We start from the raw sequence: 13,640 nt of genomic DNA, 5'->3' as shown, positions 1-13,640 counted from the left end.
TTCCATCTTTTCGCTACAATAGTCGAATGAAACGTTTTTGGATTCTTTTGTATGGCTGGCTGCTCAATCCGGCGCTGAACGCGCTCGTCTTTTTTATGATCGACCCGTCGTATGACAATTTAAGCTATATCGGCAACACCCTCCACCATCCGCTCTTTTTGTGGATTTGGGCCGTGTCGAGTGTGATTGGTATGTACTGGTTTTCCAAGTCGATTTGGAACAGGTACCATATTTCGTACCAAAAATTCCTCCACCTTTTCATTTGCGCCGGCATGCCGCTTTCGTGCGTCGTGCCTTACGATCCCGGGCTGCCCGGCTGGGTCAACGACATCCACGTGTGGCTGGCGATCGTGTGCGTTTGCGCCTTCATGCTTGAATGGATCGTCACGTTTTTCCAGCCTGTCTTCACCCTTTCCAAAGCGTACCGCCAACTGGGCTTTTCCTTGATGACCGTGTTCGCTCTCAGCTTCTTATGTCTGACAAGCGCAGGCCACGTCAACGCTTTGTGCGAGATGGCGTTTAGCGTCGGCGTCAATGTGGTGCTGGCGTGGAGTTTGGTTCGCGAACCATGAAACGTCATTGGGAAGGGAAAACGCTTCGTCCCATCGGCAACGTTAAACGACGCATTTTTCACGCTGTCAAATTCGTCTACCGGTTTTTGAGCCTTTACAGCCCGTATAAAATGAAAGTTTCGTATTGAAAGCAAAAAGAAGATATCCGCAATGAAAAGGATGATTTCTTGTATTTCGTTTAGACGATAGATGGAAGAATCAAAAAGAGGAATTGACTACAAATTTTGTTTCTCGATTGCGTTCTCCATGTCAACGCAAAATTTAGGACGGATTCCTTTTTCGTAATTTACAATATAAGATCTAAAATCTCGAATGATTTGTTTGATGTTTTTTTTCAATCAAAGCAAGAACAAGTTCTCCATACATGTCGTCATTCATTTGGTAAGGGAGTAAATATTTTGGGTCAACTGGAAAAGCTTTTGAATAATGGATTCCATGATGGTTTCTATCACGGGTAGTGGAACGCGTAGGCAATGCGAAATAAGTGTTTTTAGGACAAAAACCGGATATATTTGAGCGGAGTGGCAAAGCAAAGGTATAATCTTTCTTTTTGTATTTTATCTTGATCAAGATGAGACAGGGCCTTCTATGCATCTCTCTCTTTTACCCGTTAACAATTCTGGATCTGAATCTTTAAGGTCTTTAAAAAAGTTATGATGAACCATACCAACTTTGATTTTTCGTTTATTTTGACTTCCCATAGTCTTCCTTTCTATAAAAAAAGGCAATATTCTTCGCTTTCGCATCCCGTCATCCTCGGGCTTCAAAGGAAATTTCAACTTTCCAAATTAATTATATTGGTGCAGTTAAAACTGTCAATGAACCGGAAAGCGAACTTTTTCTATGCATCGCAATCCAAAACGCGGCTTTTGTTGTTTCGTTCGGCATGTTATAAAGCTTTTTTTGTCAACACAACGCAATCATAAACGCCGATGCTTCCATCCGTTATTCCTATTTCAACGAATATACCCTTTTTGCTTTCGCAAGGAAAGGTGTAAAAAAAACGGAAAGGCCAAAATCTTTCCGTTTCAATCGTCTTACATTTCCTCGTCCGACAAATCCATGTTGTCGATCTTGTCGAGGTACGCTTTCGCGTTTTTGACAAAATACAATTTGTTTCCGATTTGCACGACTTTCTCAAAATACATTTTCGCGACTTTGTATTCTTCCTGCACGAAGCTAATGAGCGCAATATAGTAGCTGGCGTCCGCTTGCTGAAATGGAAACGGAGAGCGCTTGAGCGCGTTCAAGTAAAACTTCTTGCATTCGTTGAAATCGCCGTTCATGAGATTCACTTTGTTTTTGATGGAAGCGAGCTCCTCCGAACGAATCATGACGCCGGTCGGACCAAAATTCAAACGAACCCGCGACGCCTCCTCCTCGGCTCTTTCAAGCGCTTCCTCGTCTTTGAGCAAATAGTCGATATACGCCATCAAGCTCCAGTACGTCAGCGAGCTGGCCGGATCTTTACGCGGATACGTAATCAGCACATCCTGGGCAAGTTCCGGGTCGTTCATATAAATGAGGCATTGCGCGAAGAGCGCCTTTTGCGTCAGACGGATCTTTTTCCCTTTCGTCGAATAATAAATGATGGCCGACGCGCACGCTTCCGGATCGCATTTTTCATAAAGCAGCTTCGTGATCGGAATGAAGCACGACGTCCGGTACCGAAGCAGGGCGTTGAACGCCATCATGTAAAAAAACAAAGCAATAATCAGGATCCACAAGTTGTTGACGAACAACATGATGCAGAAGATCGCCACGATGCCCAGCGCGTAAATCGCGGAAACCCGCTCCACGTTTTTCCGGCACGCGATCGCCATTTCCTTGTACTCGGGCAGCAGCGCGTGGTGGATTTGATAAATCCGCACGATTTCCTGTTCGTCGCTGATTTTGCGGGACCGCATTTCACGCGTCATGTTCGAGCGCAGCGAAAGCCATCCGTACAACGACAAGATCATCATCGGGATGACAAGCACGATGCTGGCGATAAACACGTAATCGGGCGCGATAAACAACATCGCGAAAATCATGAACGGCGCCCACTGGCTCAGCGGCATGAGCATTTGCGTAATCAGGATCACGTTGACGATGCCGGCCACGGTCATGCCACCGGCCACATAAGTCAAAACGATGTTCGACTTCATGAACGAAATGACTTCCGCCGGCAAAATGTCGGCGTTCATGATCGCGGAATTTGAAAAGGTGAACGCCATGAGCAAGACACCGGCAAAAAATGAAATGAGTAAAACAAAAAACTGCGACTTACATTTATATTTCCACATAATTTTCCTTTTTCTCTTCTAGTTTTTCCTCTTTTAAAATATTGCGCGCCGGCAATCCAACGGCCGTGGCGTAAGGCGGCACATCCTCGAGGACGACCGCGTTGGCTCCCACTTTGCTGCCTTTTCCCAGCGTGATGTTGCCAAGCACCTTCGCGCCCGACCCCACGTAGGCGCCATCTTCCAGCGTCGGATGCCGCTTGCAGTCGGTCGAACCCCGCCCGCCCAGCGTCACCCCGTGATACAGCTGGCAATCGTCGCCAATGATCGTCGTCTCGCCAATGACGACGCCCATTCCATGGTCGATGACTAGCCCTTTGCCGATTTGAGCGCCCGGATGGATCTCGATCCCCGTCTTGTGGCGGGCCCGGTTCGAAATCCAGCGCGCCAGCAAATGGTGTCCGCGCACCCAAAAGTGGTGGGCGATGCGATAATGGTACAACGCCTTGATGTGCGGATAAATAAACAGCACTTCGAATTTCGATTTGGCGGCTGGATCCAGCGCCATCGTTCGTTTGATATTATACGACGCGAGTCGTAAAATTGAATTCTTAGACATGGGTTAATTTTATTAATTTTTCATTCAAATTGCAAGGTGTCTTGCTTTCAAACACATACAATCACACAATGGAACGCGGCCGGCCGGATCCGTTTTTTCGCGTTCGCGCGCTTCCAATAAAAAAAGGAGCGATTCACTCCGAATCGGAGGAGGAATCGTCCGCTTTAGGCTGTGGCTGAAACTGTTTCAAATTCGATACGATCTTGTAGTTGAAATCTTCCTTGCAGCGCTCGTAGTCTTCCCAGTCGACGTACGCGATCAGCAAAATATTGGCGTAGCCTTCCACGACTTTGTCCACCGTCACGCGCAGCGGCGGATCTTTCAAAATGCGCGGATCCCCTTCGACAATCGCCTGGATGCGCGCGCACACTTTGGGAATGTCGTCCGGCAGCTTGACCGGAATCACGAGCCGCAAACGGCGGGTTGGCGTTTGAGAATAGTTCGTGACCAAATTGGTCACGATTTCATCGTTGGGCACGACAACCAGCTTGTTGTTGTCGGTCACCAGCGTCGTGAACATCAGCTCAATCGACTTGACGACCCCTTTGTGCTCGTCAATGCGAATATAGTCGCCCACGACAAACGGCTTTGTCAAAAGGATTTGAATGCCGCCCGCGACGTTGGCCATGTTGTTTTTCACAGCCAGCGACACGCCCAGTCCCAAAGCCGACACGAGCGCGACGATGCTTGTCATATTGATGCCAAGCTGCTCGATGGCAAGAATAATTGAAAAGACGATAATCGTGATATTTGAAAACGAAGCGAGAAACGTCAGCGCGCCCTGATCGGGAGCGTTGCGGGCCGCGCGCATCAAAATCCGCTTCACGAACGGTCCGAGCACGACCCCGCAAACGACTTCCAGAAGCGGGATCCACGCCTTTTCCAAAAAAGGTCCGAGATGAGTGAAAAACGCTTCAAAATTCAAATCCGAAATATGAAATTGATACAAACCATCCATGTTCCATCTTCCCCCTTATTTTCATTCCTCTTTATTGTACCGTTTTCGCGCACGCAATGTTAACTTCCTGCCTTCTTTCCGTATAATAGAAACAAAGAAAGAAGGGATGCAAATGAAATGGGGGATCATCGGCGCCGGGAACATCGCCCACCGGTTCGCCCAATCCATCGCGCGCATGGAAAACGCCTCGATTGCCATGGTATGCGGACGCGACGAGGAAAAACTCAAACGATTTTGCCAGCGATTCGAAATCGGGTGGTATACGCTGGATCCAGAAACGCTGCTCAACGATCCGGCCATCGAAGCCGTCTATATCGCGTTGCCGCACCGACTGCACGCCAACGCTGTTCTTGCCGCGCTGGCTCGCAAAAAGCCCGTGCTGTGCGAAAAACCGCTCGCGATCGACAGCGAGGAAGTAAAAATGATCATCGAGGCGGCCCAAAAAAACGACACCTTGTGCATGGAGGCGATGAAAGAGCGCTTCACGCCGGCGTATCACGCCTTGAAACATGCTTTGCGCGCCAGAACACCCGCCTATCTGGATGTGACAATGGATCGGCAGTTCGCCTACGATCCCGACTCCTACGTGTACCAAACGCCGGGCGGCGGCATTTTGCTGGACTGCGGCGTGTATGGAATCGCGCTGATGCAGGACTTGATGAAAGACCGGAAACTGCTTGACGTGGCGTGCGAATCACGCGTGGCGCATGGAGTCGACGTGTTTGACCGCGTGATTTTCACATACGAGGGCGCGACGTGCGCCATGGAATGCGCCTGCGACCGGACAAAAGACGTCCAAGCCGTCATAGGAGCGAAAACCTGGTCGATCACGATTCCAAACTTCCATCGGGCAGAAGGCTGGACGCTGGAGGAAAACGGAATGGCGAACCCATTCGTCTATCCTTACGAACAGGATGATTTTTATGGCGAAATCGCCCACTTCGAACAACTTGTGCGCGAAGGAAAAAAAGAAAGCGACATCATGCCGCTTCAGGACTCGCTGGCTTGCGCGCAAATGATGGATCGAATCGCGCGCGAATCCAAATAAAAGAAAAAAGCGCCGGGCGAAAATCGTTCGGCGCTTGCGTTGTAAAAAAAAAATGGCGGAGAGTAAGAGATTCGAACTCTTGGTAGCTTTCACTACACAGCCTTTCCAAGACTGCACCTTAAGCCGCTCGGACAACTCTCCGTTACCCGTTTATAATAATGGATGCTGTCCTTTTTGTCAAACACGATTTTGAATTTCCTTCTTTTGCGCCGTTAAAAAAACGCCGGGCGTCCCGACGTTCTTTTTGCTTATTGTTAATCCAGGTCTTCCCCGTTGGACTCGTACACTTTTTTCATATAAAAGAACGAGTCCTTCTTGCTCCGAGACAAATCGCCGTTGCCGTCGTCATCCATGTTGACATACACGAAGCCGTAGCGCTTGCGCATTTCGCCCGTTCCCGCCGACACGAGGTCGATCGAGCCCCAAGGCGTGTAGCCCATCAAGTCGACACCGTCGATTTCCACCGCATCCTTCATCATCTGGATGTGGTCGCGCATGTAGTTGATGCGATACGGGTCGTGCACGCTGCCATCTTCCTCGACTTTGTCCAGCGCGCCCAATCCGTTCTCGACGATCATCAACGGGATCTGGTAGCGGTCGTAAATCTCGTTGAGCGTGATCCGCAAGCCGAGCGGGTCGATCGTCCAGCCCCATTCCGACGCCTGCAAGTGCGGATTTTTCACGCCATGCGACTGGTTGCCCGCGCTCGACTCCTTGTCGTCGGTTTTCGCCGCGATTGCCTGCGAGCTGTAATACGAGAACGAGTAGAAATCCACGACGCCTTCTTTCAACAGCTCGTCATCACCCGGATCCTTATCGAGCGTGATCCCTTCGCGCTTCAGCTCGTTAATCTTCCATTGCGGATATTTGCCGCGCACCTGCACGTCGCCATACAGCCACTTGCCATGCCGGCTGTCGTCGAGTTCGGCGAACACGTCCTTTGGATCGCACGAGTACGGATACGACACGCCATGGGCGATCATCAAGCCGATCTTGTTTTCCGGGTCGATCTCATGTCCCACTTTCACCGCGTACGCGCTGCCCACAAACAAGTTGTAGCGCGCCTGCTCCGCGTTTTGCCGGTTCGAAATATGGTCGTGCACGCCATTCATCATAAAGTTGGTGTTGATGTTGATCTCGTTGATCGTCAGCCAGTAGTGCACGAGGCCTTTGTAGCGCTCGAACAACAGCTTCGCGTACCGTTTGAACGCCTCCAGCGTATGCTTCGACACCCAGCCGTCGTAGGCGTTGGCCAAATGCAGCGGACAGTCGAAATGGTAAATCGTCACAAGCGGCTCCATGCCCAGACGCTTGCACTCCTTGAACACATCCTCGTAAAACTGCAGGCCTTCCTCGTTTGGCGTCTCGTCGTCCCCGTTCGGGAAAATACGCGTCCAGTTGATCGACATCCGGAAGCATTTAAATCCCATCTCGGCGCTCAGCGCCAAATCTTCCTTCCAGTGATGGTAGAAGTCCGTCGCCACGTGGCTTGGATAGTACGTGTTCTCGTCGACGATGACTTCCGCGCCCAACGGCACTTCCTCCATGTTGCCGAATTTTTTCATCGTGCCATCCGGCATCTTCGCGATAAACGTGCGCGGAACGCCATGGATGCCATCGCCACCCGTCAGCGCGTCCGCGACGGCCAGGCCTTTGCCGCCCGACAAATAGCCTCCTTCATACTGGTTGGCCGCGCTCGCGCCGCCCCACAAAAAATCTTCTCGAAAACTCATTTACAATTCCGCCTTTCTCTTTGTCTTTATTATCAATCCAATTTTGCCTGGACGCAACCGCTTTCATTTTTTTGGAACAACGTTTCGCAAAAAGTCCCCTTCCCGTCAAAACACTTCGACACGCCGCGGACGACGAGGAAACCATTGATTATTTTTCCTCCATCTTGTACCATGGAAACGATTTACGAGAAATAGAAACGAGGTGTCTTATGGCATTTTTACCGACAACGGCCGCTGAAATGAAGGAAGCCGGACTCGACCAGGTCGATTTCGTCTATGTGAGCGGCGACGCGTACGTCGACCACCCGTCGTTCGGGTGCGCGATCATTACCCGGACGCTTGAAACGTTTGGCTACACGTGCGCGATTCTCTCCCAGCCCGACTGGAACAATGACGAGGAGTTTCTCCAGTTCGGCACGCCGCGGCTCGGCTTTTTGGTGAGCGCGGGCAACATCGACTCGATGGTCAACCACTATTCCGTCAACAAGCGCCGGCGCGACAAGGACAACTACACCGACGAAGGTGTGATGGGAAAACGGCCGGACCGGGCCACGATCGTGTATTCGCAAGTGCTCAAGCGTCTGTTCCCGGACGTTCCCGTCCTCATTGGCGGCATTGAGGCGAGCTTGCGCCGTCTGGCCCACTACGACTACTGGGACGACAAGGTGCGCCGCTCCATCCTCATGGACAGCCAGGCCGACCTGCTCATGTTTGGCATGGGCGAAAACACGATCATCGAAGTCGCCGACGCCCTGGCCAGCGGCATGGACGTCAAAGATATTTGCTATATAAGAGGGACGGCGTGGAAAACGAAGTCGCTCGATACCATTTTTGACGACTACATCGTGCTGCCTTCGTACAACGAAGTGAAAACGAATAAAAAATCGTACGCGAAAAGCTTCATGACCCAGTACGAGAACCAGGACGCGATCAACGCGCGCATGCTTGTCGAGCCGTACGATGGCTGGTACGTTGTCGTTAACCAGTCGCCGCTGCCGCTCACGCAGGAACAAATGGATTTCACGTACGCTTTGCCGTACGAGCGCACGTTCCATCCCAAATACAAATACGTGCCCGCCATCGAGGAAGTGCAGTTTTCCATCACGAGCAACCGCGGCTGCTTTGGCAACTGCACGTTTTGCGCCATCACGAGCCACCAGGGTCGCGTCATTTCCACCCGCAGCACCGAAAGCGTCGTGGAGGAGGCGAAGCAAATCACCCGGATGAAAAACTTCAAAGGGTACATCCACGACGTAGGCGGTCCGAGCGCCAACTTCTCGCGCCCGGCGTGCGACAAGCAAGTCGAGCACGGCGCGTGTCCGAAAAAGCAGTGCTTGTGGCCCAAACCATGCAAAAACATGAAAGTCGACCATTCCCACTACGTGGAGATGCTGGACGCGGTCCGGGCGTTGCCGAACGTCAAAAAGGTGTTCATCCGCTCGGGCATTCGCTACGATTATTTGATGTACGATAAAAACGACGACTTTTTCGACCGGCTCGTCCAGTACCACATTAGCGGCCAGCTTAAAGTCGCGCCCGAGCACGTGAGCGCCGAAGTGCTCGACAAGATGGGCAAGCCGCGCAAAGAGCTGTATTTTCAGTTTGTCGACAAGTTCAACGCCAAAAACAAGGAGTTTGGCATGAACCAGTATTTGGTGCCGTATTTGATGAGCTCCCATCCGGGCAGCACGCTCAAGGACGCCATCGAGCTGGCGTGCTACTTGAAAAAGATCCACCACACGCCAAAGCAGGTGCAGGACTTTTATCCGACGCCGGGCACGCTGGCGACGTGCATGTACTACACCGGTCTGGATCCGCGCAACATGAAGCCGGTGTACGTGGCCAAGACGTTTGAGGAAAAGCTCGAGCAGCGGGCGCTCATGCAGTATTCGTATCCGAAAAACTACGACATCGTCAAAAAGGCGCTCATCAAAGCGGGTCGCGAGGATTTGATCGGGACCGGGCCAAAGTGTTTGATCAAGCCGTATCCGCCAAAGGGCGACTATAAAAAACCGTATGGCAACCAAAAACGGCGCCCTCACCGCTAAGGAGCTGACGCATTGCGCCATGCTGGGCGCGCTGTTTTATATCGTGTTCCACATGTTCGCCAATCTTTTATATGTGGAAGCGATCACCTTTTCCATTTTCGTGTGCGCCCAGGTGTTTTCAAGAAAGGAAGTCGTGATGGCGTGCGCCTTGACCGGCCTTTTGCAGCTGCTTTTTCATGGCTTCATGCCGTGGAACGTGGCGTACGCGCTCATTTTCCCCGGCTACGCCCTTTGGTTTGCCACTTTGAAAAAAGCGGTAAAAAAGCACGAGTGGATCGCGTGGATCAACGGCGCCATCGCCGCCCTGTTTCTTGGGCAGCTCGTTGATTTGCCGTTTATCCTGTTTGACAAAAAGCTTACGATTCTCTACATCCTCATGGGTTTGAAAACGTCGATCATTCAAGCGGGCATCGTGTTTTTGGAGTTTGTGTTCCTGTACGACCCGTTCGTTCGCGCGTTAAAAAAGATCGTACGATCTGGAAATCGTTAATGGAGGAGAAAGGAAGCTGGGCCCGGATGTACCAGCATCAATTTGAAGGAGAGATTGAATGAATAAAAAATGGATCGCCGCGCTGATCGCGGTCGTTGTCGTGGTCGGGCTCGCGTGGCTGCTTAGCCAAACGACAAAAAAAGAGCCGGTTGACGGCTACAAGGAAGTGCACGTCACGATCGTGGACCAAGATGGAAAAACCGTGCTGGACGAAAACTTTGAAACCGACGCGCCGACGCTGACGAAGTTTCTGGAAAGCACGCCGAAACTGAAAGCCACAATGGAGCAAGGCGAGTATGGTTCGTTGCTGACGGAAATTTACGGTTTGAAACAAGACATGGACAAGGGCCCATGGCTTGTATACGAGTCGGAAACGAACACGTCGTGCAAGGAGGCGGGCGGCTACTGCCCGGCGATGGACGATGTGACGCTGGACGCCAGCGACGCGTTCACGTTCAAGCAAATCACGAGTTTTGAATAAATGGAAGGAAACACTCCTTCCTTTTTTTGATACCAAAAAGAAAAAGAAGATACTTTGTTTTCTCAACAAGTTTTTCACACCGAAGAACAACAGGATTAGAGGATGTTAAAATTTGGCGGATCCCCGCTTCTTTTTCAATAAAACCGGTCAGTCGCTTCGGATCGTTTCCTGTCAGAATCTCATGAAAGCAAAGAGAATGCGCAAAAAAAACAGAAGGATTATAAATTTTCCTTCCGTTTCGCAACAGACGTCATGTCAAATCCAGATTGCGTTTTTAATGAGAATAATTTAAATTTTTCTTTTCTATCTCCTTAATATTGGTTAAGGCTTGAATATCCTCTAAGTGCCAGTCTTCACAAGAATCGAAGAAAAAAATTGTTTTCCGCTTTTTGAATATTCGGAAAGGAGCATCACCTGAATTATCATAAATATGGCAAATATCACAAACAGGAATCAAATCTTTCAGTAACTTTAAAGCTCGATCATATCGAGAGATGATTTTTTCTTCTGGAACATCATGTCCTCCCGATTCCACTCGGGATTTTATACGCCACACATTGATTCCGGGATCAGCTGTCAATACATAGTAACAGCGAATGAAATACCCTTTCTTTTTCGCATCTTTCAAAAGATTTAAATTTCTTGGAGTAGATAGAACTGTTTCAAAGGCAAACTCAGACATAGATTGAACATGTTGTTGTCTTTGCTTTTCTGCTAATTGGGCAGCTTCCAAATCAGAACACTTTAAATTTTTCTTGATTTCATCCGCATTGATATAGTCGATTGGAGGTTTTAGCAATTCGGTAATCGTGCTTTTTCCAGAGCCATTAGGCCCTGCGAATACGACAATTTCAGGCTTCTTTTTTGAGTTGTTCACTATAACGTCCTTTTCTAAGACGAGTCCCTACTTTTTCCATTGTTCCATCGCTATTTTCTTTGTAAATCGAATTGGAACCCCGATCATACCGAATAATGGAAACATCCATCGCCTTTCTTTTGGCTAATTCAAGTTCAACCGCCGCTTGCACGCGTTTTACAACCGTTTCATCGGAAATAGAATAGTTACGATTCATAAGAAACCTCCTTTTTTTAAATATATCATAAACAAGAATGAAAACCTACAAATAGGGCAGATAAGAGATGAATAAAAAAAGTCAAAGAATATCACGCTGGCGTACAAGACTTGTGCACGCGAGAAATGTTGGATTCGTACTTCCATTTCTTTTTCAATAAAACCGGTCAGCCGCTTCGGATCGTTTCCTGTCAAAATCTCATGAAAGCAAAGAAAATGTGCAAAAACGGAAGGATTATGAATTTTCCTTCCGTTTCGCAACAGACGCCTTGCAAGCCTCTTCGTTTTCCATCTCCTTTAAAAATTGTTCCGAATACACCGTGCCATCGAGGCAATGCGCAAACAGCCAGTCTTTCAAGGTGTTTTCCTCGCCATCAAGAAGCGTTCGAAACGTCGTGTCCAGTTCCACCGGAATTTGAAGTACGCCTCTTCCGTTTTCAATCAGGATCTTGTTGGCCGCCAGCAGGGCGACGCTTTCGCTGTCATATTGAAACCATGGCAAGCGCGTCATCCCAATCAAAACCGAGATCGCCCGCTCCGTCTCGTTTTCGATTCGCATCCACCCATCCCAATCCGCCTTCGCCTGTTCCGGTCGTTTCAACCATCCCTCGTGCCCGAAAGGAGCAACAATGCGATGAAGTATCTCGACCGTTCGCCAGTCTAATGGCGTGTCGATCGTGTCCAGCATCCATTCCCACGCGGCGCGAAGCGCGAGGATCCGGTTCGATTCGGAAGGCTTTATTTCCGGAACGGGTACATCGTTCAACAAATCGTTCGTTCGGGCGTATGAAATCGGGATACCCGCTAAATTCGCGCTCTTCCATATCGAATCGGGCAAAACGCGTCTTGTGGCCAGCACGTTGTCCGTTTTCGTCATGTTGAATTTGTCGATCATAGGCCTTCATTGTATCCCATCAAGCCGGATGACGCGGTCGCACGCTTTGGCCACATAGTCGTCGTGCGTGACGATCACGATCGTCTTTCCTGCATCGCGCATTCCTTGCAGCAATCGCAAAACGAGCGTCCGGTTTTCCGGGTCCAGGGCGCCGGTCGGCTCGTCGGCGGCGTAGAATGATCAAAACCACAAAGGAACGCTCACGCTTTTTGGATAGCCCCGTATCCTTTACATTTTTTCATCTTTTTTGTCACCTTTTCATCGTTTGCGTCGTAGTATGGGTGAAAGATCTTTCCAAGAAAGTGAGGAGCTTATGCGCATACCTGTTGAAATATTGATTCCGCGTTACAAAGACCATCTTTTTGGCGCCGCGTTTTCTGTCACCCAAAACCAGGCAGACGCGCAGGACGCGGTCCAAAACACGTTCATCCGCTATCACCAGTCCAGTCAGGCGTTCGATGGCGAGGAACACATTCGCCTCTGGCTGTTTCGCACCGTGTACAACCAGGCCAAAGACATTCGCAAGTCGTTTTGGAAGCGGAACAAAGTCAGTTTGGACGAAGTCGTCGACGCCTACTATCCGGCCACTTCCAGCCACCGCGACTTGTTTGAAGCCGTGCTGCGGCTGCCGGAAAAACAACGAAGCGCGATGCAGCTGTACTACTATGAAGACTACTCCATCAAGGAAATCGCGGCGATTTTGGGATGCAAGGAGGCGGCCGTCAAAAAACGGCTGTCCCGGGCCCGCGCCACGCTCAAACAAAAGCTTCAGGAGGAATGGGATGAAAACGAATAAACAAAAATACAAGGACACGTTCGCCTCACTGACGTGTATCGAACCAATCAAAGTGGAGGAAAAAACGATGAAAAAACAACATAAAATTTCTTTGGCGTTCGCGATGAGCGCGCTCGTGCTCGTTTTGAGTGGTGGAACGATTTGCTACGCGAACGACGTCGGCGGCATCCGCACGATCGTCACCAGCTGGTTTGAAGGCAAACAAACCCAAATCGAGGCGGTCGACGACGGCGATCTTGGCTACAACTTTTATAAAGAAAACGAAGACGAGCCGTTCATGGGCGGAGGCGGCGTCGCCTTTGAAAACGGCAAGGAAGTAAAGCTGTCCGCCGAGGACGTTCTGGAAGCCAACGCCCGCTACGTCGACAAAAAAGAAGATGGCACGATCATGGTGTATGACCACGATCTCGCGCTCGACATCACCGACTATATCAAGGACGGCCAGGCGAAACTGATCGTCAGCCGCGAAGGCGAGGACATATACTGGAACATCGAGGTCGACGACAATTCCGTTTCCGTGGAAACAAATCCAAACAAACCGCTCGACGCCGACCAGTATGTGCGCGTACAGTAAAAAAGACGAGGGATTTCTATTCGATGAAATCGCCTCGCTTTTTTTTCGAACGCTTCTTGAACTTCTCACACGATACCGCAAGTATATCTGATAAAAACCTATTTTTTCCATTTCTATTCGATCCATCGAAAA

General features: G+C 49.9%; 15 protein-coding genes and 1 tRNA gene. 8 read left to right on the top strand and 8 right to left on the bottom strand.

Going from position 1 to position 13,640, the window contains the following annotated elements:
- Positions 1–26 precede the first annotated feature (26 nt).
- Complete coding sequence (locus E5336_RS06000; RefSeq protein ID WP_135980181.1) at positions 27–572, top strand: hypothetical protein; 546 nt, start codon at positions 27–29, stop codon at positions 570–572.
- 1,037 nt (positions 573–1,609) lie between these two features.
- Here the strand turns inward: E5336_RS06000 and E5336_RS05990 are convergent.
- From E5336_RS05990 to E5336_RS05980, 3 genes are all read right to left on the bottom strand, one after another.
- A complete protein-coding gene (locus E5336_RS05990) occupies positions 1,610–2,857 on the bottom strand; it encodes a tetratricopeptide repeat protein (protein WP_135980179.1) in 1,248 nt (415 codons plus the stop codon).
- Positions 2,844–3,413, bottom strand: a complete 570-nt coding sequence (gene epsC / locus E5336_RS05985; RefSeq protein ID WP_277820802.1) for a serine O-acetyltransferase EpsC — start codon at positions 3,411–3,413, stop codon at positions 2,844–2,846. Before epsC ends, E5336_RS05990 begins: the two co-directional genes overlap by 14 nt.
- 133 nt (positions 3,414–3,546) lie before the next feature.
- A complete protein-coding gene (locus tag E5336_RS05980) occupies positions 3,547–4,371 on the bottom strand; it encodes a mechanosensitive ion channel family protein (RefSeq protein ID WP_135980178.1) in 825 nt (274 codons plus the stop codon).
- Positions 4,372–4,483: 112 nt separating this feature from the next.
- On the opposite strand from E5336_RS05980, the gene E5336_RS05975 reads away from it, so the two are divergent.
- The gene (locus tag E5336_RS05975; RefSeq protein WP_168353577.1) at positions 4,484–5,419 is read left to right on the top strand and encodes a Gfo/Idh/MocA family protein; all 936 of its coding nucleotides are present in this window, start codon (positions 4,484–4,486) and stop codon (positions 5,417–5,419) included.
- Positions 5,420–5,472: 53 nt separating this feature from the next.
- Here the strand turns inward: E5336_RS05975 and E5336_RS05970 are convergent.
- Positions 5,473–5,560, bottom strand: a tRNA-Ser gene (locus E5336_RS05970).
- 113 nt (positions 5,561–5,673) lie between these two features.
- Complete coding sequence (locus tag E5336_RS05965; RefSeq protein WP_135980176.1) at positions 5,674–7,152, bottom strand: family 1 glycosylhydrolase; 1,479 nt, start codon at positions 7,150–7,152, stop codon at positions 5,674–5,676.
- Between the two features lie 209 nt (positions 7,153–7,361).
- Here E5336_RS05965 and E5336_RS05960 point away from each other — a divergent pair, with 209 nt between their 5' ends.
- Genes E5336_RS05960 through E5336_RS05950 form a run of 3 tightly spaced genes read left to right on the top strand, consistent with a single transcriptional unit; the run spans position 7,362 to position 10,171 of the window.
- Positions 7,362–9,200 carry a YgiQ family radical SAM protein gene (locus tag E5336_RS05960; RefSeq protein WP_135980175.1) on the top strand — a complete coding sequence of 613 codons (1,839 nt, stop codon included), beginning with the start codon at positions 7,362–7,364 and terminating at the stop codon, positions 9,198–9,200.
- Positions 9,169–9,690, top strand: a complete 522-nt coding sequence (locus tag E5336_RS05955) for a hypothetical protein (RefSeq protein ID WP_135980174.1) — start codon at positions 9,169–9,171, stop codon at positions 9,688–9,690. Before E5336_RS05960 ends, E5336_RS05955 begins: the two co-directional genes overlap by 32 nt.
- Positions 9,691–9,748: 58 nt before the next feature.
- Positions 9,749–10,171, top strand: a complete 423-nt coding sequence (locus E5336_RS05950) for a DUF4430 domain-containing protein (protein ID WP_135980172.1) — start codon at positions 9,749–9,751, stop codon at positions 10,169–10,171.
- 274 nt (positions 10,172–10,445) lie between these two features.
- On the opposite strand, the gene E5336_RS05945 is transcribed toward E5336_RS05950, so the two are convergent.
- The 3 genes from E5336_RS05945 to E5336_RS05935 all read right to left on the bottom strand — a co-directional run bounded on the left by E5336_RS05945 (position 10,446) and on the right by E5336_RS05935 (position 12,138).
- Positions 10,446–11,048, bottom strand: coding sequence for an ATPase (locus E5336_RS05945; protein ID WP_135980171.1), 603 nt, complete (start codon positions 11,046–11,048; stop codon positions 10,446–10,448).
- On the bottom strand, positions 11,023–11,244 hold the full coding sequence (locus E5336_RS05940; protein WP_135980169.1) for a hypothetical protein: 222 nt from the start codon (positions 11,242–11,244) through the stop codon (positions 11,023–11,025). Before E5336_RS05940 ends, E5336_RS05945 begins: the two co-directional genes overlap by 26 nt.
- A 234-nt stretch (positions 11,245–11,478) precedes the next feature.
- Positions 11,479–12,138: a hypothetical protein gene (locus tag E5336_RS05935; protein ID WP_135980167.1), complete on the bottom strand. Its 660-nt coding sequence runs from the start codon at positions 12,136–12,138 to the stop codon at positions 11,479–11,481.
- Positions 12,139–12,147: 9 nt separating this feature from the next.
- On the opposite strand from E5336_RS05935, the gene E5336_RS12590 reads away from it, so the two are divergent.
- The 3 genes from E5336_RS12590 to E5336_RS05925 all read left to right on the top strand — a co-directional run bounded on the left by E5336_RS12590 (position 12,148) and on the right by E5336_RS05925 (position 13,508).
- A complete protein-coding gene (locus E5336_RS12590) occupies positions 12,148–12,318 on the top strand; it encodes a hypothetical protein (RefSeq protein WP_277820801.1) in 171 nt (56 codons plus the stop codon).
- A gap of 133 nt (positions 12,319–12,451) precedes the next feature.
- Positions 12,452–12,934, top strand: a complete 483-nt coding sequence (locus tag E5336_RS05930) for an RNA polymerase sigma factor (RefSeq protein ID WP_135980165.1) — start codon at positions 12,452–12,454, stop codon at positions 12,932–12,934.
- Positions 12,921–13,508: a hypothetical protein gene (locus E5336_RS05925; RefSeq protein WP_135980163.1), complete on the top strand. Its 588-nt coding sequence runs from the start codon at positions 12,921–12,923 to the stop codon at positions 13,506–13,508. Before E5336_RS05930 ends, E5336_RS05925 begins: the two co-directional genes overlap by 14 nt.
- Positions 13,509–13,640: the final 132 nt, after the last annotated feature.

Source organism: Dubosiella muris (genome assembly GCF_004793885.1).
Taxonomy (GTDB): domain Bacteria; phylum Bacillota_I; class Bacilli_A; order Erysipelotrichales; family Erysipelotrichaceae; genus Dubosiella; species Dubosiella muris.
This window is presented reverse-complemented; position numbering and strand designations above follow the sequence as displayed.

Bases quoted from the DNA above. Each gene is read 5' to 3' on its own strand.
- E5336_RS06000 (WP_135980181.1), top strand. From the start codon at position 27: ATGAAACGTTTTTGGATTCTTTTGTATGGCTGGCTGCTCAATCCGGCG.
- E5336_RS05990 (WP_135980179.1), bottom strand. From the start codon at position 2,857: ATGTGGAAATATAAATGTAAGTCGCAGTTTTTTGTTTTACTCATTTCA.
- epsC (WP_277820802.1), bottom strand. From the start codon at position 3,413: ATGTCTAAGAATTCAATTTTACGACTCGCGTCGTATAATATCAAACGA.
- E5336_RS05980 (WP_135980178.1), bottom strand. From the start codon at position 4,371: ATGGATGGTTTGTATCAATTTCATATTTCGGATTTGAATTTTGAAGCG.
- E5336_RS05975 (WP_168353577.1), top strand. From the start codon at position 4,484: ATGAAATGGGGGATCATCGGCGCCGGGAACATCGCCCACCGGTTCGCC.
- E5336_RS05965 (WP_135980176.1), bottom strand. From the start codon at position 7,152: ATGAGTTTTCGAGAAGATTTTTTGTGGGGCGGCGCGAGCGCGGCCAAC.
- E5336_RS05960 (WP_135980175.1), top strand. From the start codon at position 7,362: ATGGCATTTTTACCGACAACGGCCGCTGAAATGAAGGAAGCCGGACTC.
- E5336_RS05955 (WP_135980174.1), top strand. From the start codon at position 9,169: ATGGCAACCAAAAACGGCGCCCTCACCGCTAAGGAGCTGACGCATTGC.
- E5336_RS05950 (WP_135980172.1), top strand. From the start codon at position 9,749: ATGAATAAAAAATGGATCGCCGCGCTGATCGCGGTCGTTGTCGTGGTC.
- E5336_RS05940 (WP_135980169.1), bottom strand. From the start codon at position 11,244: ATGAATCGTAACTATTCTATTTCCGATGAAACGGTTGTAAAACGCGTG.
- E5336_RS05935 (WP_135980167.1), bottom strand. From the start codon at position 12,138: ATGATCGACAAATTCAACATGACGAAAACGGACAACGTGCTGGCCACA.
- E5336_RS05930 (WP_135980165.1), top strand. From the start codon at position 12,452: ATGCGCATACCTGTTGAAATATTGATTCCGCGTTACAAAGACCATCTT.
- E5336_RS05925 (WP_135980163.1), top strand. From the start codon at position 12,921: ATGAAAACGAATAAACAAAAATACAAGGACACGTTCGCCTCACTGACG.